Raw genomic sequence first — 19516 nt, forward strand, 5'->3', positions numbered from 1 at the left:
GAAGGTTTAAGGTATGCGCAACCATCATGCTGAACTTGGTTCAGAATCTTTCCAATAGTGATTAACTAATTTGGTTATGAAGGTTAATAAATTTCCGAATTCCCACCATCATCCATTTTCCATCCCACATCTTCCGTTTATTTAACCAGTCGTTCCCTAATCCTATCAATGTATTTCTGGCGGTAAAAATTATCTTTTATTAAAGGCAATAATGCATCAGATGCAGTTGGTTCAAGGTCGAACCGGCTGATAAGCCCCTCCAATTCGTTCTTTAAATCGTTCGCTATCACATCCACATCCTGTTTAACCTGCGCCAGTTTTTCGGCATCTGGCTCGAACCCTAAGTCCATTAAGGCTTCATTCACGTCCATCATTTCCATTAAAAATGATTGCGGCAGTTTATAACCTTCATCCGTTGCTACAATTCCTTTTAACTCGAGCACATACTTTAAGCGTTTTTTGGCATTGCTGAGTGTTTGATAAGCCTTGTTGTTCAACGTAGACAGTTCGAGTACCTCTTGCTGCTTCTCTTCGCTCTCGTTTGCATAAAAATCGGGATGAAACTGCTTGCTAAACGCATAAAAATTTGCCTTAACTGCATTTTGATCAGGATTAAACTGTATAGGCAAGCCATAAAACTCAAAATAATCTGGCTGTTGTTGTTCGCTCATGGGGGGATATTAAATTAAAAAGCCGCAGATAGGCAGATCAAATCTGCACATCTGCGGCAATTATATAAATTTCGTTTTACTTACCGAAGGATTTTAAGATATCATTACCGAAAGCAAACACCATTAAACAGATCAGGATAACGAAACCCACAATCTGTGCTTTCTCCAGCACCTTTTCGCTCACAGGCTTACGTTGTACCATTTCGATCAAAAGAAACACCACATGACCTCCATCTAGGCCCGGAATAGGCAATAAATTCATAAATGCCAGCGCCATTGAGATCAAGCCTGTTAAAGTCCAGAATTTAACCCAGTCGAAAGTGCTGCCATACACTTTGGCAATACCAATCGGACTACTGATGTTACGGGCACTTAATTTACCAGTAATCATTTTACCAATACCTTTAGCGTTATCTACAAATGTGCTCCATGCCATTGTAGCACCAACAGGTAGCGATTCTATGAAGCCAAAGTCTACATGTGCAGTTTCGGGCATTTTAAAATTAGGTGCAACACCAATGGTACCATCTTTACCTACTTTTAACGTAAAATCGATCGCTTTGCCCTTCCGCATAGCCTGTATCGAAATTTGTTTGTTCTTATTGCCCGAAACTTCATCTTTAAACTGATCGAAAAAGATAACTGCTTTTCCGTTTACCGATAAAATGCTATCGCCTGGTTTAAGGCCTGCTGTATAAGCCGGGTAGGTTGGTTTTTCAAACTTCTTTCCAAATAACTTATCAAAAAAAGATGGCTTATCTGCTTTTTCATCTGGTGCCAAAACAGTGGCAATACTGGCCATGCGGTAGCGCGGCGCAATAAAATTTTCTTTATCGTTTTTAGATATCTTGTTTAAAATCGTATCCGGAACAGCAATATAAAGTGTTTTATTATCCCTTAAAACAGTTAACTGTGCACCATCAAACAATACTTTGCTCGATATGGCATCTTCAAACCGGATCAGTTTATTGCCATTGATGGCCAAAATCTTATCTCCATTTTTCAGTCCGATTTCTTTGCCAATTGCACCTACTGATATACCATCGTTCAGTTTGCTGTTAACGGTATAGTTCTGCCCTACGTTGAAGGTGAGCATCCAAAAAATAAAAATGCCCACAATTACGTTTACAATAATACCGCCCAGCATAACGATTAACCTTTGCCAAGCTGGTTTAGAGCGGAATTCCCAAGGCTGTGGCGGTAGGGCCATCTGCTCGGTATCCATACTCTCATCAATCATTCCGGCAATTTTTACATAACCACCCAGCGGCAACCATCCCACACCATATTCAACATCACCTTTTTTGAAACTAAAAAGCTTAAATCCCCAAGCATCAAAAAACAGATAAAACTTTTCTACTTTAATACCAAATGCCCTGGCTGCCAAGAAATGCCCTAATTCGTGTAATATTACCAATAAAGACAATCCGAGCAGCAGCTGCCCCGCCATAATCAATCCATTCATATTCTCTTATAAAATTTTATGTTAGATGTTAAACTATACTTTTTGTTACTAATTCGCCGGCTAAGATACGGCTATGTTTGTCAGTTTCTAAATAATCGTTCAATTGTGGGTTTTCAATAAAACTGATTGTTCCCATACAATGTTCAATTACCTCACTCATTTGCAGGAAACCGATTTTATCTTTCAAAAATGCCTCTACAACTACCTCATTCGCGGCATTTAAAATACAGGGCATATTGCCTCCTTTTCTGAGCGAGGCAAATGCCAGATCTAAATTGCGGAAGGTTTTCATGTCGGCCTGCTGAAAGCTGAAGTTCGGATATTCCAAGAAGTTAAAACGTTTAAAATCGTTTTTTAGCCTGTCGGGATAATTTAATGCATACTGGATGGGCAATTTCATATCTGGAACACCCATTTGTGCTTTCATCGAACCATCTGTAAACTGTACAATGGAGTGAATAATGGATTGTGGATGTACAATTACATCAATCTGCTCTACATCAAGATTAAATAGCCATTTTGCTTCAATTACTTCCAGTCCTTTATTCATTAAGGATGCTGAATCAATCGTAATTTTCGCCCCCATTACCCAGTTAGGGTGCTTTAAGGCCTGTTCTTTTTTTACAGTTGATAGAAAATCTTTCGTTTTGCCCAAAAACGGTCCGCCGGATGCCGTAAGGTAGATTTTTTCGATTTCGTTCTGCTCCTCACCTACCAAACATTGAAATATGGCCGAATGCTCAGAATCAACGGGTAAGATCTTCACCTGATGTTCGGCTGCCAGTTGCGTAATCAGCTCGCCTGCTACCACCAAAGTTTCTTTATTGGCCAGGGCAATGTTTTTCCCTGCTTTTATCGCTGCAATAGTTGGTTTTAGTCCTACAGATCCCATCAGTGCAGTAAGTACCACATCACTGTCGCTGTATGCGGCTACTTCTGATAAAGCTGCTTCGCCGGCCAAAACTTTTATATCAAAACCGGATAAGGCATTTTTAACGTCGTTGTATTTGCTTTCATCACAGATTACAACAGCGTCGGGCTTAAATTCCCTTGCCTGCTGGATCAATAGTTCTGAATTCTTTAATGCTGATAATACAGCGACTTTAAAAACTGCAGGGTGATCCCTAACAACTTCAAGCGCTTGCGTACCTACACTTCCTGTAGAACCTAGTATGGTTATTCTTTTCAAATCGTTTAATATCGTTTGCTTAAATCAATTAAGCTTTATTTATCATTCACTCTACGTTGTCATTCTGAACGCAGTGAAGAATCTTTAACACTATCAATACACTAACGTTAAAGGTTAGTGGGGCAATTATGGACTACAATCTTTATCTAACAGATTCTTCGTTCCTCAGAATGACAAATCCAAAAAAAGTCCGTCATCTCGACTGGAGCGTAGCGAAATGACGTAGTTTTTGGAAGTTATTTACGTTAACTTCTCCGTCAATTTATCTTTACAATGATGGAGTGCGTTAAACAATATACTTCTCCAAGCCCTCTGCCAGTTTCCTATCGTTACTCAACCTGGGTACTTTATTCTGTCCGCCTAATTTCCCCTCACTTTTCATGTAGTTTACAAAGGCATCTTTTTGCAAAGTACGTATTATTAATGGCTGAAGGATGTTCCCTTCAATCAGGTCAAAGTAATAAATATTTTTCTTTTGCAAGGCTTCATCTACCTTTTTACTAAAAGCAGCCATATCCTTCGGAGGAGCAGAAAACTCTACAAACCACTCGTGATAAGGCAATTGACCGGCTTGGGGGTTAACCTGCGGTGCCACCGTAAATTCGGTAATTTCTACCTGCTCGGCATTGGCTACACTTAAAATGGCCTGCTCTACTTCTTCACCAATTACATGTTCGCCAAAAGCGGAAATAAAGTGTTTAATGCGGCCGGTTACCATAATTTTATATGGATTCTTAGCCACAAACTTGATGGTATCGCCAATGCTATAGCCCCACAAACCGGCATTGGTATTTAAAATAAGTGCATAGTTTACGTCAAGCTCAACTTCGCCAAGCGATAACCTGGTTGGATTATCGTTATAATACTCATCAGCTGGAATAAATTCGTAAAAAATTCCCGCATCAGCCAATAAGAGCAAACCTTTATCTTTTTGCGAATCCTGATAAGCTATAAATCCCTCAGAAGCGGGGTATGTTTCAATGGCATCGATTTTTTTTCCGATACGCTGTTCAATCTTGGCGCGGTAGGGTTCAAAATTAACTCCACCGTAAATAAACAAGCTGAAGTTTTTGAATATCTCGGCTATCTTCTTTCCGCCGGCTTTTTCCGAGAGTTTATCGAAATACATCTGTACCCAAGGTGGTATCCCTGAAATCAGGGTCATGTTTTCGTTGATGGTTTCATCCACAATTGCATCAACTTTCTGTTCCCAATCCTCGATAATATTGGTTTCGTAAGATGGTAAACGGTTCTTTTGCAGATAAGTGGGCACATGATGGGCTACAATTCCCGATAAGCGGCCCACATTGATACCATGTTTGATGCTTAGGATAGGGCTCCCTTGTAAAAAAATCATCTTTCCGTTTACAAAATCGGCCTTGCCCGTTTCATTAATATAGGTTAAAATGGCATTACGTGCTGCTTTGATATGCTCAGGCATCGATTCTTTAGAAAGCGGAATGTATTTTACCCCGGATGTTGTTCCCGATGTTTTTGCAAAATAAAGTGGCTTGCCTTTCCAAAGCACATCAGCTTCGCCTGCCACCACACGGTCTACATAAGGTTTTAAGCCTTCATAATCCTGTACCGGAACGTTCTTTTTAAAATCACTGTAGTTATTGATCTCAGCAAAATGATGGTCTTTTCCAAATGCAGTGTGACTGGCTTCGGAAACCAGCTTTTTAAGGATTTTTTGCTGAGCAGCTACGGCATTATGCTTCCATTTGTTGATCTGCCAAACCGCAAATGCTGCAAAGGGTTTACTTAATGCTGCTTTAAGCCCCCAACCCCCTGAAGGGGACTTTTCCTTTCGACAGTTCTTTTCTTTTTCCATAAATTTTAATCTGCTTTTTAACTCCCCTTTAGGGGCTGGGGGTTAAACGATATTATGTAAAATATCCGGATGTTCGTCGCCTTTATATTCGCTCGAAATTTTTCGGTAAGCAACGGTTAAGGCCACACTCGATAATGGGACAATAATAAATGAACTTAAAATATTCACAATAAAGGCTACCAATGGCCATTGTAAATAGTTTAACAATAAATAAATCAGATATCCTCCACCCAGTACGACCAAAAGCAACAAAATTTTGGTAAAATTTCCTTTGGTAGTAGCTAGACTTAACTTAATAGAATCGAAAGGTGTAGCTCCTTTATCAATAATAAAAAAAGGAAAAAACGAAATCCTTAGCCAGGTAATAAAAATGGCAATAATACCTACCGAGATGGCTACATTTTTAACAATAGCCACATTGATACCGGTATAAATAAAAGGAAAAGCAACCAGGATTACCACCAGGTAAACGCCAAAAATACAGCCCACAAAATAAAGTGTGGCAATTAAAAACCTGATAATCTGCTGTCTGGTTGGTAAAGTATCTACAATTTTAACATCATGCTCTTCATCATCCATTAAGTGGAAAATATATTTGAACAGCGAAAGATTGATGGTAAAATAAAGCAGCACAAAAATAATCACCATGATAACACTCAGTGCCTTGCTTACATCTTTAATAAAAAAGGCCATTAAACTGGATGCGCTGGCGGTAATAAACATCAGAAAACATAGCGTAGCAATCGAGAAATAGTGTTTCTTGGTAATGCTCCATGCTTTTTGGATTACATCATTAACGGCGAATGTACTTTCTTTTAGGTAATTTATCATTGTTGTTTGAATACCACACGTTTAAATAAATCCTGTATAAATCCTAAACCATATGCGGTTAACTGGATAAATGAAGATATAATGCTCAAAAATGCAACTTTTAAAGATTTATTTACAGACCATGAATGAAAAAATATCAACATAAAGTAAATCAATAAGAAGAAGTTACAAACATAGGCCAATGGTGGATATATAAAGTTACACAAAATGGTGAAACCAAAACCCAGTGTGAATAAGGCCGGAAAAAAATGTACTGGTTTTAATTCTTTCGGGAAATGTTTATAAATATTAATCCTGGCCCTGCCAAAAAAGTGCAACTGTTTGTAAAACTGGCTAAAACTTGTTCTGCGTTTATGGTAAACCTTGGCATCTGGAATCAAACCGATTTTGAAGCCGTTTTCCTGAATGCGTATACTGTATTCTATATCTTCTCCCAAACGGGTTAAAATAAAACCGCCAACTTTTTCCCAGGCCTGGCGCGAAACCCCCATATTAAAGCTCCGTGGGTGAAATTGGCCTACATGTTTTTTATTGCCGCGGATTCCGCCAGTGGTAAAGGGCGAAGTCATGGCATAACTAATGGCCTTTTGTACCGGTGTAAAGCTCTCGTGCGCAGCATCGGGACCACCATACGCATCCAGATGATGTTCGTACAGGTAGTTTTTAACCGTTTCCAAATAATCGGCTGGAACGAGGATATCAGAATCAAAAATGACAAAATAATCGCCCTTGGCCCTTTCAAAACCGAAATTACGGGCAAAACCCTGTCCGGCGTTTTCCTTGAAGTAATATTTAACATCAAGTTTATCAGCGTAGGAAGCGACAATAGCATTTGCATCATTTTTTGATCCATCTTCAATCACCAGCACCTCAAACTGTAAATAAGTTTGTTTGGTTAAGGTGTTTAAAAGTTCGTCTATCTCTTGCGGACGGTTATAAAGCGGAATGATGATGGAGAAAAACATTTTTTGAAGGTTGAAGGTTGAGGGTTTAAAGGTTGAGGGTACAGGGGCGGATGAGCCTTCCGCCTTCCCGCTTTCTACCTTAATTCCTTTTCTATCAAATACTGGTTTCTTTCGGGTGCATTGCGTGATAAAAGCTCTGCGATAAAGCCGGCTAAAAACATCTGAGAACCCACCACAATAGCAACCAATGATAAATAAAATAAAGGCTGGTCGGTTACATCACGGTAAGCCAGTCCCTGCCATATTAAATATTTCTTTTCGAATAAAATGTACAATGCCAGAATGATACCGATAAAGAAGCTCAGCACCCCTAACGAACCAAAAAAGTGCATTGGCCTTTTTCCGAATTTACCCACAAAGAAAATGGAAAGTAAATCTAAAAAGCCATTTATAAACCTGCTAAAACCAAATTTGGTGGTACCATACTTACGGGCACGGTGCTCTACAACCTGCTCTGCAATTTTGCTAAAGCCTGCCCATTTGGCAATTACAGGAATGTAACGGTGCATTTCGCCGTAAACTTCGATAGTTTTGATTACATCGCTACGGTAGGCTTTTAGTCCACAGTTAAAGTCGTTTAGTTCTATACCGCTCATTTTGCGTGTTGCCGCGTTAAAGAGCTTGGTTGGTATTGTTTTGGTAATGGGATCGTAACGTTTCTTTTTCCAGCCAGAAATAATATCAAGTTTTTCTTCCCTGATGCGGCGGTAAAGTTCCGGAATTTCATCCGGACTATCCTGCAGATCGGCATCCATGGTGATTACCACATTGCCCTGAGTAGCTTCGAAACCGACATTTAAAGCTGCCGATTTACCATAGTTCCTTCTAAATTTAATGCCCTTAATGCAGGGGTTTTGAAGCCTTAGTGCTTCTATCACCTCCCACGATCTATCGGTACTACCGTCATCAACCAAAATAATTTCGTAACTGAAATCATTTTCAACCATCACTTTATCAATCCACGCCGTTAATTCGGGCAGCGATTCGTCTTCATTAAATAAGGGTACTACAACTGATATATCCATTTTTTAAGCATAAACCTCGCAGGTATTTTGAAACCTGCGAGGTTTGTTTAAATTAAAACGTGCAAATTTCATCAAATTAAATGATAAAACATGCACGTTCAAAATTTTATAAAAAGAAATTAACCTTCTTTTGGAAATGCACTAAGTGAGGTTGGTTCTTTTTTCTTTAGTATGGCTGATAAGATGAGAGATAAAACACCATACAAGGCTAATGAAACACCAAAACTGGTAAAAATATTTTTAAAAGTAGGCTCAAGTTTCTCTTGCATATTACCTGCTTTAGCCATGGCCTCATCAATCTGTTCGCTGGCCATTCCAAATTTCTCCATCATGGCACGCTGTGCATCTTCAATAGCTGCAGCAGCCTTCGCCGGAAGCTCCGGATCAATAAATTTCATCAGCACTACGTTATATAGTGTTGCGGTTAAGGCCAGAATCAACGAAACAATTAAAAAAGCTTTAAAAGCTTCACCAAATGTCCAAAAACCACCAATTTCTTTGCGGATGTTAATTCCTACTACTACCAATAAGGCTATGAATAAAACAAATATGCCTATCTGAGCGGCAAAACTGGTGTAAATAAGCACCGGATCAATAAAATGCAGGGTTAAGGATAAAATAACAGAAACCGCAGCCAACATTAATCCATTTTTTAAGGCTAGTTTGGAAATAAGAGCACTCTTGTCCATTTTTTTTAAATTTTAGTTTAGTTATTGATTGTTGTGATCAATGTATAAGATGCTGCATCGAAAGCTTTGTTACTGCTAAACTGAATTAATTCTTTTTCAGTTTCGCCGCTACCTTCTACATCATAAAAGAAAACCATAAACGGAACGAACAGTTCCTGCATTTCTTCGCTGATATTGAGCTTTGCTGCTGCTTTGCAGATTTCTTCTACACTGCTTTCTGCCAACTGCTGGTTGCTGATCAGTTCTTCATAAATTTCAAATTCATCCTGAAATTCATCATCTTCCACCAACAAAAATTCTTTTAAGAAATCGCCCAGTTCAGGATCCAGATCTTCATCTTTACACTCCTTAATATACAGCAATAAATTGAGCAGCTCGGTTCCCCTATCGATAGTTTCTTCTTCGATATTTGCCCATTCATCACCTTCCAGATAATCATCTTCCAGTTTCTGCACATCGCTACTGAAGAAATTTACCATCAACAGATCGAAAAAAACCTCGCGTAATTCCTCAAATTTTGGATGCGAATCGAAAACAGCATCAAAAGCAGTTGCTTTATCTAAGAAATTAACATCGAGTTCAAAAGCTGCCAGCAATTCAGTTTCAAAACCTGCTACATTGGTAGCCGATACTTCAGCATATTTGTTAATGGCAGCACCAAGTGCCTTTTTTACTCTATTATCCATAGGATTAAGATTTTTAAGATTGCAGGATTATAGGATTATTTTGCTTTAAACATCTAGTTTTTTACTTTTTGCTTAGCGGTATCACTATTATTCTGTTTATTATGTAAATACTATTTTCGAATTCTATTTTTTATGCTTTGGCAGGGAAACCCTAAACCTTGCACCCTCTACCTTTCACCTTTCTATCTCAAAAGCCTTCTACCTTTCAGCGTATTGGTTATTGTTATAGACCAAAGTTACTTTCCCGGTAAGTTCTGTACCCAATAATGGGCTATTGACCGATTTTGAAAAATTACTTGCCGCATTATACAACCATTTTTGTGTTGGGTTAAAAACCGTAAAGTTGGCCTCGGCGCCTTCTTCTATTACTGGAAGAGCTAAATTTAACAATTTACGTGGATTAATGGCCAATTTCTCTGCAATTAAACCTGCATCCAAACCTGCTTTAAGCAACAAAGGCAAAACAGTTTGCAAGGCGATAATTCCGTAATGTGCAATTTCGAACTCCACATTTTTAAATTCAATTTCCTCTGGGCGGTGCTGTGAGGTAATCGCATCAATTGTTCCGTCTTTTAAACCTGCAATTAAAGCTTTAACATCTGCTTTGCCCCGCAATGGTGGCTTCACTTTATAATTGCTGTCAAAATCGCTTAAAAGCTCTTCTGTAAACACAAGGTGGTGGGCCGTTACATCGCAAGAAACCTGAACACCGTCTTTTTTCGCTTTACGGATCAAAGCCACGGCGCCTGCAGTAGAAATATTGCTGATATGGATTTTCGTATCGTTATAAGAAGCCAGGAAAATGTCGCGTGCAATGTGCATTTCTTCTGCCAGTGCAGGTAAGCCTTTCATGCCTAGGAGTACTGAATTTTTGCTTTCATTGATCTGCGATTTACCGGCTATCGATTTATTTTCGGGATAAACCATTAATAAGGCATCGAAACCTTTGGCATATTGCAAGGCGCGGCTCATAAAGCCATCATCCTGCAGGGCTTTATCACCATCAGAGAATGCTACCGCACCGGCCTGCTGCATATCGAACAGCTCGGCGAGCTCTTTTGCTTCGCGGTTTTGGCTAATCGCGCCCACCGGAAGCACATCAACCAGGTTATTTTTGGCTTTATTAATGATGTATTCTACCTGAGATTTTGATTGTACCACCGGACTGGTTTGCGGCAACAGGGCCAAACCTGTAAAACCGCCAGCTTTTGCGGCTTCAGTTAAGGTCTGAATGTCTTCTTTGGTTTCGAAACCCGGATCGCCGGCTGCACAGTTCAGATCAAAAAAACCGGGCGTTAAAAAAGCACCCTGCGCATCAAAAACAGTTTCGTTCTTATCAGCAGTTAATTTACCTATGTTTTTAATTTTACCACTATCTACCCTAACATCGCATTGTTGGTTGTTAAATTTACTTTGCGGATCGGCAATGGTTACATTTTTAACTAGGAGATTCATATTGTTTTTTTTGTGTTGTTAAAAAATCGGATGAGCAAAATTTCTGCTGCAATAAAAACCAGCGACAAAATTAGACAAAGTTTCCATAAAGTCTGCCCGATTTTATTCGCCCCAGCAACTAATTTAACCGCATCTTTATCGGTATCGAATATTTTCAGGTTGCTTTTGCCTGCCAGCTGTTCAAGCGCTGCCTTACCCAGGTAATGCATATCAGATTCGGTCCTGCCATTATTGAAACTATAAACAGCCAATAAAGAATCGGCAAGCTTTAGGTTATAAAAGCCCGCGGTTTTAATCTGATCGGCGATGTAAATCAACGTTTTACCTTCTACCTGGCGGATTTCGGGAATGGCTTCGAAATTATTGGCGCTAATACCCAAGCTTTGGTTTTTACCCATTGCAATCTTTTTGCTGGCCAATGCATTATCGTTCCCAAGGTTGTAGTACAAAGGGGCCTCTAACCCACCACTCAAGGCTAGCCGGTACATAAGCGGAACAAAAACAGGGTGACGGGCCAAATTCCCGTCGGTTGTATTTAATCCAGAAGCTGATAAATATACCTGACCGTTACCGACATCATATTTAGAGAAAAAAGATTTCCTACCCGGTAAAAACATAATATCTTCTTTACTAGCCGTATTCTTTTCTACGAAGGTATAATAGCGTGTAACCGCCGGAAGATCGAGATTTTTAGGAATCTCTTCAAAAACAGTCTTAAAAATCGGGTTTTGAAAATCGATCTGATCTACTTTTGTTGGCGTGATATTAAGTGTTTGCACAACAGGAAGCGATAAACCACTCAAAAACGCATTATAGGTTTGGATATCGGCGTCTAAATCGGGGAAAATAACCACTGTACCACCGGCACTCAGATAAGTTTTAAGTTGTTGAACCAAACCCGTCGAAGGATTTTTCAGTCCATTAAGTACAATTAAACCATAATTGGCAAAATTGCTGTAATTGATATTGCTTTCGGCATTTTCTGTAAGCTTGTAATACGTATCGGCAGCAAATAATGCTTTCACATAGTTGCCTGCATTGGCTCCATTAATACTCAGTACAGGAAAACTTTCATCTACCTTAAAACTAAAAGAAAGGGTATCATCAAAGGTTACAGGAAAGTCTTTAATACTGATCACTCCTTTTTGCCATCCGGCGCTTAAACCAGAGAAACTTAAAGTATCCTTGACTGTTTTGCCAGCTGGAATGGTTACAGCACCCAATCCCTTTTGTTGATTGTTGATAGTTAGCTTTAAGGGGATATTTTTCGCCTCTTCGTCCGAATAGTTTTTCAGCTGCACAACCAATCGCTCATTTGCACCAGGCTGATGATTTGGAGAAAGTGCCCAAACACTATCTACCGCAACATTGGGCAAAGTATTGGCATTAAGCTTTAAAAACGAGTATTGAATATCGGCTTTGGTATCGAGCTTATTGGTAGTTGAGCTATTATTCTGAAAATCGGATATCAGAAAGCTGTATTTGTTTGCCGAACCGGTTAAAATATTGCCCTGCCTGTTTAAAATCTGTTGAAGGTTACGGTTTGCAGCAGAGATTTTTACATCATCCAAAGCTTTTATAAATTCTTCTTCATTTAATAAGCGTTGGTGTTTGCCCTCAAAATCATTGGTTAGCAATTGGAAACGGTCATTTATGCCGAAACCTTTAACCAGTTCTTTGGCCCTTCTTTTGGCTTCGTCGAGCAGGTTACCATCTTTGTTAATGGCTTCCATGCTGTAAGAGTTATCAATGTAAATACTTACCACATTATTTACGGCGGTAGTTTTTTGATGGTGATCAGGTATGTAGGGCTGTGCAAATGCCAGTACCAAAAAGATGAGTGCCATTATCCTTGCTAAAAGTATAAGCAGGTTTTTAAGCTTTTCTTTTGATGAGTTTTGCTGTTCTACTTCTTTTAAAAGCTGAACGTTAGAGAAATAAACCTTTTTAAATTTCCTGAAATTGAATAAATGGATGATAACCGGGATGGCAACCGATATTAGTGCGAAAAGAAAGCCCGGATAAAGGAAATTCATTAAAAACCAAAGATAGAAAAATTATGGAATCGGGTATAACTTTCCGTATTTATTATTATCAATGTTACTTAAGTTGTGATGATGGGGCTAAGCGATAGGAAGATAATTCAGTTTAATTCACAGACAATGTTCTGTGTGGCGTTTAAAGATAAGTTATCACCTATTACTTATCACCATAATGCCCCGCAGCTGATAAAACCAATACACTTATTGTTTCACCATTTATTTGATAAACCAACCTATGTTTTTGTGTTATCCTTCTGGAGTACAAACCGGACAGATTGTATTTCTTTAGTTCGGGCTTGCCGGTACCCGTGGTTGGATGTTCAATAAGCTCTACCAATAATTTTTGAACCTTTTTATAAGCAATTTGATCTGTTTTCTTCAGCCATTTAAGATCTTCAATTGCCTGAGAAGTAAACTCTAGGCTATACATTATAAATCTTTAAGAAATTCTACCAAAGCATCTTTTCCTGTAACTTTAGTAACTTCGCCATTTTTTGCCTGCAAAATTGATTTCTCAATCTTTTCGACCATTTCTTTTGAAAAATAGATATCGTCGTTGGTAATTGGCGTGATAGAATATGCTTTATTCTTCCCTCTTTGAACAATAATCTGTTCACCACTATCGGCCATATCCATATATTCAGCCTGTTTTTCCCTAAATTCTCTACTACTTACTACTAACATAATTACGCATTTAGTGTACCATATTGGTACAAATATAGTGATTGTATTTTAGTTTGTCAACTTTAATTAATTTGATTACCAACAGATTATCTTCTCACAGTAAATTACATAAAAGTTAAGACCTATGATAGTTTCGAACAAAAATTAAATTGACTGAAGCATAGTAAAAGCCTGCCTATAAGGTGGGGAGAAATCTGCTTCGATAGATCTCTCGGCTACGTTACTCTCCGCTCGAGATGATGATAATGACAGGTAAAAGATTTTCACTGCAAAAAATGAAGCAATCTTAATTCACATGCAGGTAGCGATCGTTGTAAGATTGCTTCGTCGGCTGAAAAAGCCTTCTCGCAATGACGACTTTTTTCATAACCTAATAACTAAACCCTGGAAATTCGATATTCACAATTTTCCATTGGCCGTTTTGCAGTGCGAAATACAATTTGAAAGGACCACTAACAATTTTGGATTGTTTTTGAACAACATCCCTGTAGCCAGCAACACCTTCAACAAAGCCCATTCCCTTACCCTCGCTCAGCAGGTCGAAATTAACATCAATAATATCGTAACGGCCACCAACGTATTCATCAGATTGACCGAAAATGCCCTTTAACCTACCGATGACTACATCCTTGCCGATAACTTTATTGCCAGGAAGAATAAAAAAATCATTCAGCTCACCTGTAATCGTTTTAGATTGCTTAAACCAAGCGTTTATAAATCTAATGGAACTATTTACGATATCAGCCTGATGGTTAAAAGAAGGTGTTTCCTGCATTTTGCAAAAGTAACATTTAGTTACCTAAACTTCTTCATCGCTGTCCAAAGTTTTTCGTCCATGCCGTAAACATCTGGCCGGTATTCTATTCTATCGTTTTGAGACCATGCGGTGATATAGGTAATAATTAAAGGCACCGATTTTTTAGGTGCAAACCAAGCGGGTTTCAACTGGAATGTTTTAAGCGTATCGGCCTTTTGGGCCAATCTTTTTTTATACCACTTTACGTGTGTACTATCAATGGGAGGCAAATCTACTTCTGCCCTCAGCTTATCATAGGTATACGAATCTTGAACCAGTAGCTCGGCAAACTCCAAAGGTTTTTCTATACGCACACAACCATGACTAATGGCCCGGTTACCTAAGTTAAACCCGTTCTTGTGGTTGGTATCGTGCAGGTAAATACTCGAGCTGTTATCGAAGATAAATTTGAACTTGCCCAGGGCATTTCCACCACCCGAACCCTGCTTAAATTTGAAGGGTAATTTATCCCTCGAATACCTGTTCCAATTAATGGTATCGGGTTCACCGATCAGCTTATCTTTGTAGTATACTTTGATGTTGCTGTTCGACAAATAAAATGGATCTTTCCGCGCCATCCAATAGATCTCACTTTGCGCAATACTTACCGGAATATTCCATATGGGATTGGCCTGAATCGAATTGATTTTACTGAACAATAATGGCGTCTCATGGTTCTTCGGCTTATCATCCAAATTGCCCGATTTTGCAAAGGCTTTTAGTTTGTCTTCATAACCGTTTTCGCGCTTACCGCCAACACAAACTTTCATCGTAATTACGGTATCTTTTTTATCCAGCCAGGTTAACCTAAAATCGGGAATATTTACCTGAACATAATTGCTTCCGGTCTCTGGCATTTTCCAGCGGAAACGCTCCATATTTAACAACAAAATTCTTTTCTCATTCTCGGTATTAGCGTTGAGATATGCCGCTTGCAAAGCTTTGTATTGATCCGATTTTGGCTGAACAGATTTTAGCGTATCCAACAGGCTTTTTCCATCCAAAAGATTAACCATGCCTGCACTATCCGGACGCTTAACTTTGATGTAATATCGGGAGAAAATAGTGCGCGGATTTACCACGCCGTATTTCAGGTAATTGTTATAGTTTAAAAAAGCATTTGCCGATAACAGCTCAAGCTTGGCAATTACCGGATAACTTTCTTCTACCTTTTTAAATTTATTGGCGCTTAACTGTTCTAAAAGAGCTTTAATTTCATCACCCTTAAAAATTTTCGGGTTAAAACCATGCACATTACTTTGATCGAGATAACTCACTAACGAATCCAGTTCGCCATTAATGTAAAACTGTGTAACCAATTTTGGCTGGGCATAATTATGTTGATAAAAAGCTTGAATGGTCTTCGGATTAACAAATTTGCCCGAAAGACTGTCCATAGTTTTTACAAAAATGCTATCATAAGCTACAGTATCGAAATCTTTGTAGATCTTATTTTTAAAATGTTCTGATAACACTTTTCCGATCTCCGGAGGACTTTTAAACCATCCACAGGCAGAAACAAATAAAATAAGAGGCAGAATTAGAAAGCGAAACTTTTTCAAATGCGTAAAATTTTAATACAAAATAAGGGTTATTGGCAATAAAAACAGCATAATGGCAAATTAAGTGCCATTATTTTTTGTTTTACCATTTCAAACACTATATTTGCCAGCGCTTATCAGCTAACGTATTGATACTGGCAGAAATAATTTATGAATTTAACTTTGAACCATCACTTACATTTGCACCATCGCCGATAGGCGATATGATATGTTTGTTTTGTACTTCAAAACTTTTTTTCCGTAAAATACTTTCTTGTTCACTCTATATTCAATACTTTGAAAACACTTAAAATCGCTATCCAAAAGTCGGGTAGGTTAAACGAAAAATCTGTAGAAATACTTAAAAACTGTGGTTTATCTTTCGAAAACTACAAAAGCTCCCTTATCTCAACCGTTACCAATTTTCCTTTAGAAATCCTTTTTCTACGTGATGATGATATTCCAGAATATGTACAGGATGGTATTGCCGATTTGGGTATAGTTGGTGAAAATGTAATTGTAGAAACAAAAGCCGAAGTAGACTATCTGCAAAAATTAGGATTCGGAAAATGCACCCTAAAAATTGCGGTTCAGGCTACCAGTAATGTTCAAAATTTAGAAGAACTAAACGGCAAAGCCATTGCTACTTCATACCCTGTGATCCTTGAGAAATTTTTACAGGAAAAAGGCATAACATCTGATATCAGAACCATTTCCGGATCGGTAGAAATTGGTCCAGGCTTAGGCTTAAGCGATGCCATTTTTGATATCGTTTCTACTGGCGGAACATTAAAGAGCAATGGGCTAAAACCTTTCGCCGATGTAATGCAATCAGAAGCTGTTTTGATCGGGAACAAATCAATTGCCGACAATCCGGAAGTGGCCGAACTGTTGCAGCGCATCCGCTCGGTATTGAGCGCAAAATCGAATAAATATGTGGTGTTGAATGTTTCAAAAGATAACCTTCAAAAAGTAGTCGATTTACTTCCAGGTGTTAAAAGTCCAACGGTAGTTCCACTCTTCGAACCAAACTGGGTAGCCGTTCATTCGGTAATTGCCGAAGCCGATTTCTGGGATAAAATCAATAGCTTAAAAGCAGCAGGAGCCGAAGGTATTTTGGTAATGCCTATTGAGAAAATAATTAAGTAAAATTGTTTAAATTCATATTAACTATTAGTTAATTTAAAATTATAACACATTGAAAATCTATAATTATACAGATTTATCTAAATCAAAAATTGAAGAACTTTGTTCGAGGCAGATTGAAGACGATAAACTGGTTGAGGAACGGGTAACCGACATCATAAGCACAGTAAAAAAAGATGGCGACCAAGCGCTTTTAAACTTCGCAAAAGCATTTGATAAAGTTGAACTGGAAAAACTTTTTTTAGATGCCGAAGCATTAAAAACCATTGCAGCTACGATTCCTACCGAAGCAAAAAATGCAATTGATACGGCTTATCAGAATATCAAAACTTTTCACCAGTCGCAGTTAAAAAGCGAAGAAAAAATCGAAACCATGCCAGGTGTTTTATGCTGGCGAGAAGCGAGGGCAATTGAAAAAGTTGGACTATACATTCCAGGTGGAACGGCGGTTTTACCAAGCACTTTTTTAATGCTTGCTACGCCTGCAATTATTGCCGGCTGTAAAGAAATCGTAGTATGTTCTCCACCACAAAGCGATGGCAAAACCAACTGTTACTTGGCCTACTGTGCCGTACTGTTGGGTATTGAAAAAGTGTACCTTATTGGCGGGGCGCAAGCTGTTGCCGCCATGGCTTTCGGAACGGAAACCGTACCACAGGTTTACAAAATCTTCGGTCCAGGTAACCGTTATGTAACTACAGCAAAAACTATGGTCCAGAATAAGGTAGCTATCGATATGCCTGCAGGACCATCAGAGGTGTTGGTAATTGCTGATGAGACTGCCAATCCGTCATTTATTGCTGCCGATCTACTTGCACAGGCCGAACATGGAACTGATAGTCAGGCAATTTTAGTGGCTACTTCTCAGCAGATTATCGCTGACACCTTAAAAGAAATTGAAAATCAGCTGGCTATGCTCCCTAGAAAAGACATTGCAGCCAAAGCAATAGCCAATTCTTATGCTGTTTTAGCGCAAAATTTAGAACAGGCAATGCAATTTTCGAATGAATACGCGCCTGAACATTTAATATTGGCTACAGAAAGCCACCAAAAGCTTATTCCACTGATTGCCAATGCAGGATCCGTATTTTTAGGGAACTTTACGCCCGAAAGCGTTGGCGATTATGCATCAGGAACAAACCATACTTTACCAACCAGCGGCTTTGCCAAGGCTTATTCAGGGGTTTCTACGGATGCTTTTTTGAAGAAAATAACTTTTCAGCAGCTATCGGCCGCCGGTTTGAACAACATTGGCCCAACAGTTGAAATACTTGCCGCCGCCGAAGGATTGGAGGCGCATAAGAATGCGGTTAGCATTAGGCTTAAAGGAATTTAACTAGAAAAATATTTTTTACAACTCACGTCATGCTGATGCGATAGCTATCGGATTTATTTCAGCATCTATCTAATAACTAAAGACCCTGAAATAAATTCAGGGTGACGAACAACGATAAAAATGGACATTAACGATTTAGTACGAGAAAATATAAAAAACCTTCGCCCCTACTCTACCGCAAGGGACGAATTTAAAGGTCAGGCATCTGTTTTTTTAGATGCAAACGAGAACAGTTATGGCTCGCCACTACCGGCAAATTATAACCGTTACCCCGATCCTTTACAGCTTGATTTGAAAGATGCAATCAGCAAAATAAAAGGTGTGCCCATCGAAAATACTTTTTTAGGAAACGGCAGCGACGAAGCCATCGATCTGTTGTTCCGCGCTTTCTGTAACCCTGGAAAAGATAACGTAATTGTGCTCCCCCCAACATACGGAATGTACGAAGTTTCGGCCAACATAAACGATGTAGAAATACGCAAAGTGAGCCTGCTTCCAAACTTCCAATTGGACATGGAAAAGATTGCAGAAACGATTGACAAAAACACCAAATTAATCTTCATCTGTTCGCCAAATAATCCGACAGGAAATTCGATAAACCGCGAAGATATTGAAACCATTTTAGCCAACTTTAATGGCATCGTTGTAGTGGATGAAGCGTATATAAATTACGCCCGTCAGAAAACCTTTATACAGGAGTTAACCGAGTACGGAAATCTGGTAGTTCTGCAAACTTTTTCGAAAGCTTGGGGCCTTGCAGCTTTACGTTTGGGCATGGCTTTTTCATCAACAAAAGTGATTGATGTTTTAAACAAAATTAAGCCGCCATATAACATCAATCAGGCCACTCAGGATTTAGCTTTCGAAGCGCTAAAAAACATTGCCCAGGTTAACGATTGGATTAAAGAATCGGTAGCGGAAAGACAGCGTTTATCTATCGCCTTAAATGAGCTAAAAGCAGTAACAAAAGTTTATCCATCTGATGCTAATTTTATATTGGTAGAAGTTACCGATGCCTTAAAAATTTACGATACTTTGGTAGATCAGGGCATTATTGTGCGCGACCGTTCTAAGGTAACTTTGTGCGAGGGCTGTTTAAGGATTACCGTTGGCACAAAAGAAGAAAACGACAAACTATTAACTGTTTTAGAAAAATTTTAA

The 19516-nt window shown here is 38.8% G+C and carries 18 protein-coding genes; 3 read left to right on the forward strand and 15 right to left on the reverse strand.

The window, feature by feature from the left end:
• Positions 1–137: 137 nt before the first annotated feature.
• The 15 genes from hscB to ACS5PU_RS19180 form a co-directional block, all read right to left on the reverse strand.
• Positions 138–671, reverse strand: a complete 534-nt coding sequence (gene hscB, locus ACS5PU_RS19110) for a Fe-S protein assembly co-chaperone HscB (RefSeq protein WP_439460763.1) — start codon at positions 669–671, stop codon at positions 138–140.
• A 76-nt stretch (positions 672–747) separates the two neighbouring features.
• Positions 748–2136, reverse strand: coding sequence for an RIP metalloprotease RseP (rseP, locus tag ACS5PU_RS19115; RefSeq protein ID WP_439460764.1), 1389 nt, complete (start codon positions 2134–2136; stop codon positions 748–750).
• Positions 2137–2164: 28 nt separating this feature from the next.
• Positions 2165–3325 (reverse strand): 1-deoxy-D-xylulose-5-phosphate reductoisomerase, encoded by a 1161-nt coding sequence (locus tag ACS5PU_RS19120; protein WP_439460765.1) that lies wholly within the window; start codon positions 3323–3325, stop codon positions 2165–2167.
• A gap of 286 nt (positions 3326–3611) precedes the next feature.
• Positions 3612–5159 (reverse strand): GH3 auxin-responsive promoter family protein, encoded by a 1548-nt coding sequence (locus tag ACS5PU_RS19125; protein WP_439460766.1) that lies wholly within the window; start codon positions 5157–5159, stop codon positions 3612–3614.
• Positions 5160–5201: 42 nt separating this feature from the next.
• Positions 5202–5990 carry a hypothetical protein gene (locus ACS5PU_RS19130; protein WP_439460767.1) on the reverse strand — a complete coding sequence of 263 codons (789 nt, stop codon included), beginning with the start codon at positions 5988–5990 and terminating at the stop codon, positions 5202–5204.
• Positions 5987–6955, reverse strand: coding sequence for a glycosyltransferase (locus ACS5PU_RS19135; protein ID WP_439460768.1), 969 nt, complete (start codon positions 6953–6955; stop codon positions 5987–5989). The genes ACS5PU_RS19130 and ACS5PU_RS19135 overlap by 4 nt, the downstream gene beginning before the upstream one ends.
• Before the next feature lie 74 nt (positions 6956–7029).
• On the reverse strand, positions 7030–7980 hold the full coding sequence (locus tag ACS5PU_RS19140) for a glycosyltransferase family 2 protein (RefSeq protein ID WP_439460769.1): 951 nt from the start codon (positions 7978–7980) through the stop codon (positions 7030–7032).
• Between the two features lie 119 nt (positions 7981–8099).
• Positions 8100–8669, reverse strand: a complete 570-nt coding sequence (locus ACS5PU_RS19145; protein ID WP_439460770.1) for a DUF4199 domain-containing protein — start codon at positions 8667–8669, stop codon at positions 8100–8102.
• Positions 8670–8686: 17 nt separating this feature from the next.
• The gene (locus ACS5PU_RS19150) at positions 8687–9355 is read right to left on the reverse strand and encodes a hypothetical protein (protein WP_439460771.1); all 669 of its coding nucleotides are present in this window, start codon (positions 9353–9355) and stop codon (positions 8687–8689) included.
• A 198-nt stretch (positions 9356–9553) separates the two neighbouring features.
• Positions 9554–10810, reverse strand: coding sequence for a dihydroorotase (locus ACS5PU_RS19155; protein ID WP_439460772.1), 1257 nt, complete (start codon positions 10808–10810; stop codon positions 9554–9556).
• Entirely contained in the window at positions 10807–12846 is a 2040-nt protein-coding gene (locus ACS5PU_RS19160; protein WP_439460773.1) for a BatA domain-containing protein, read from the reverse strand. Before ACS5PU_RS19160 ends, ACS5PU_RS19155 begins: the two co-directional genes overlap by 4 nt.
• A 163-nt stretch (positions 12847–13009) precedes the next feature.
• Positions 13010–13282, reverse strand: a complete 273-nt coding sequence (locus ACS5PU_RS19165; protein ID WP_439460774.1) for a Txe/YoeB family addiction module toxin — start codon at positions 13280–13282, stop codon at positions 13010–13012.
• Entirely contained in the window at positions 13282–13536 is a 255-nt protein-coding gene (locus ACS5PU_RS19170) for a type II toxin-antitoxin system prevent-host-death family antitoxin (protein ID WP_439460775.1), read from the reverse strand. The genes ACS5PU_RS19165 and ACS5PU_RS19170 overlap by 1 nt, the downstream gene beginning before the upstream one ends.
• A 370-nt stretch (positions 13537–13906) precedes the next feature.
• A complete protein-coding gene (locus ACS5PU_RS19175) occupies positions 13907–14311 on the reverse strand; it encodes a hypothetical protein (protein WP_439460776.1) in 405 nt (134 codons plus the stop codon).
• A 20-nt stretch (positions 14312–14331) separates the two neighbouring features.
• A complete protein-coding gene (locus ACS5PU_RS19180) occupies positions 14332–15894 on the reverse strand; it encodes a L,D-transpeptidase family protein (RefSeq protein WP_439460777.1) in 1563 nt (520 codons plus the stop codon).
• A gap of 276 nt (positions 15895–16170) precedes the next feature.
• On the opposite strand from ACS5PU_RS19180, the gene hisG reads away from it, so the two are divergent.
• The 3 genes from hisG to hisC all read left to right on the forward strand — a co-directional run bounded on the left by hisG (position 16171) and on the right by hisC (position 19516).
• Positions 16171–17022, forward strand: coding sequence for an ATP phosphoribosyltransferase (gene hisG, locus ACS5PU_RS19185; protein ID WP_439460778.1), 852 nt, complete (start codon positions 16171–16173; stop codon positions 17020–17022).
• A 49-nt stretch (positions 17023–17071) separates the two neighbouring features.
• Positions 17072–18355: a histidinol dehydrogenase gene (gene hisD / locus ACS5PU_RS19190; protein WP_439460779.1), complete on the forward strand. Its 1284-nt coding sequence runs from the start codon at positions 17072–17074 to the stop codon at positions 18353–18355.
• Between the two features lie 120 nt (positions 18356–18475).
• Complete coding sequence (gene hisC / locus ACS5PU_RS19195; RefSeq protein WP_439460780.1) at positions 18476–19516, forward strand: histidinol-phosphate transaminase; 1041 nt, start codon at positions 18476–18478, stop codon at positions 19514–19516.

The sequence above is a fragment of the Pedobacter sp. GSP4 genome, assembly GCF_051857575.1.
In the GTDB taxonomy this organism is placed as follows: Bacteria; Bacteroidota; Bacteroidia; order Sphingobacteriales; family Sphingobacteriaceae; genus Pedobacter.

What these genes read in the sequence shown, in the direction of transcription:
- hisC (WP_439460780.1), top strand. Translation starts at nt 18,476, where the DNA reads ATGGACATTAACGATTTAGTACGAGAAAATATAAAAAACCTTCGCCCC.
- ACS5PU_RS19155 (WP_439460772.1), bottom strand. Translation starts at nt 10,810, where the DNA reads ATGAATCTCCTAGTTAAAAATGTAACCATTGCCGATCCGCAAAGTAAA.
- ACS5PU_RS19165 (WP_439460774.1), bottom strand. Translation starts at nt 13,282, where the DNA reads ATGTATAGCCTAGAGTTTACTTCTCAGGCAATTGAAGATCTTAAATGG.
- ACS5PU_RS19130 (WP_439460767.1), bottom strand. Translation starts at nt 5,990, where the DNA reads ATGATAAATTACCTAAAAGAAAGTACATTCGCCGTTAATGATGTAATC.
- rseP (WP_439460764.1), bottom strand. Translation starts at nt 2,136, where the DNA reads ATGAATGGATTGATTATGGCGGGGCAGCTGCTGCTCGGATTGTCTTTA.
- hscB (WP_439460763.1), bottom strand. Translation starts at nt 671, where the DNA reads ATGAGCGAACAACAACAGCCAGATTATTTTGAGTTTTATGGCTTGCCT.
- ACS5PU_RS19125 (WP_439460766.1), bottom strand. Translation starts at nt 5,159, where the DNA reads ATGGAAAAAGAAAAGAACTGTCGAAAGGAAAAGTCCCCTTCAGGGGGT.
- ACS5PU_RS19145 (WP_439460770.1), bottom strand. Translation starts at nt 8,669, where the DNA reads ATGGACAAGAGTGCTCTTATTTCCAAACTAGCCTTAAAAAATGGATTA.
- ACS5PU_RS19170 (WP_439460775.1), bottom strand. Translation starts at nt 13,536, where the DNA reads ATGTTAGTAGTAAGTAGTAGAGAATTTAGGGAAAAACAGGCTGAATAT.
- ACS5PU_RS19160 (WP_439460773.1), bottom strand. Translation starts at nt 12,846, where the DNA reads ATGAATTTCCTTTATCCGGGCTTTCTTTTCGCACTAATATCGGTTGCC.
- ACS5PU_RS19175 (WP_439460776.1), bottom strand. Translation starts at nt 14,311, where the DNA reads ATGCAGGAAACACCTTCTTTTAACCATCAGGCTGATATCGTAAATAGT.
- ACS5PU_RS19135 (WP_439460768.1), bottom strand. Translation starts at nt 6,955, where the DNA reads ATGTTTTTCTCCATCATCATTCCGCTTTATAACCGTCCGCAAGAGATA.
- ACS5PU_RS19150 (WP_439460771.1), bottom strand. Translation starts at nt 9,355, where the DNA reads ATGGATAATAGAGTAAAAAAGGCACTTGGTGCTGCCATTAACAAATAT.
- ACS5PU_RS19140 (WP_439460769.1), bottom strand. Translation starts at nt 7,980, where the DNA reads ATGGATATATCAGTTGTAGTACCCTTATTTAATGAAGACGAATCGCTG.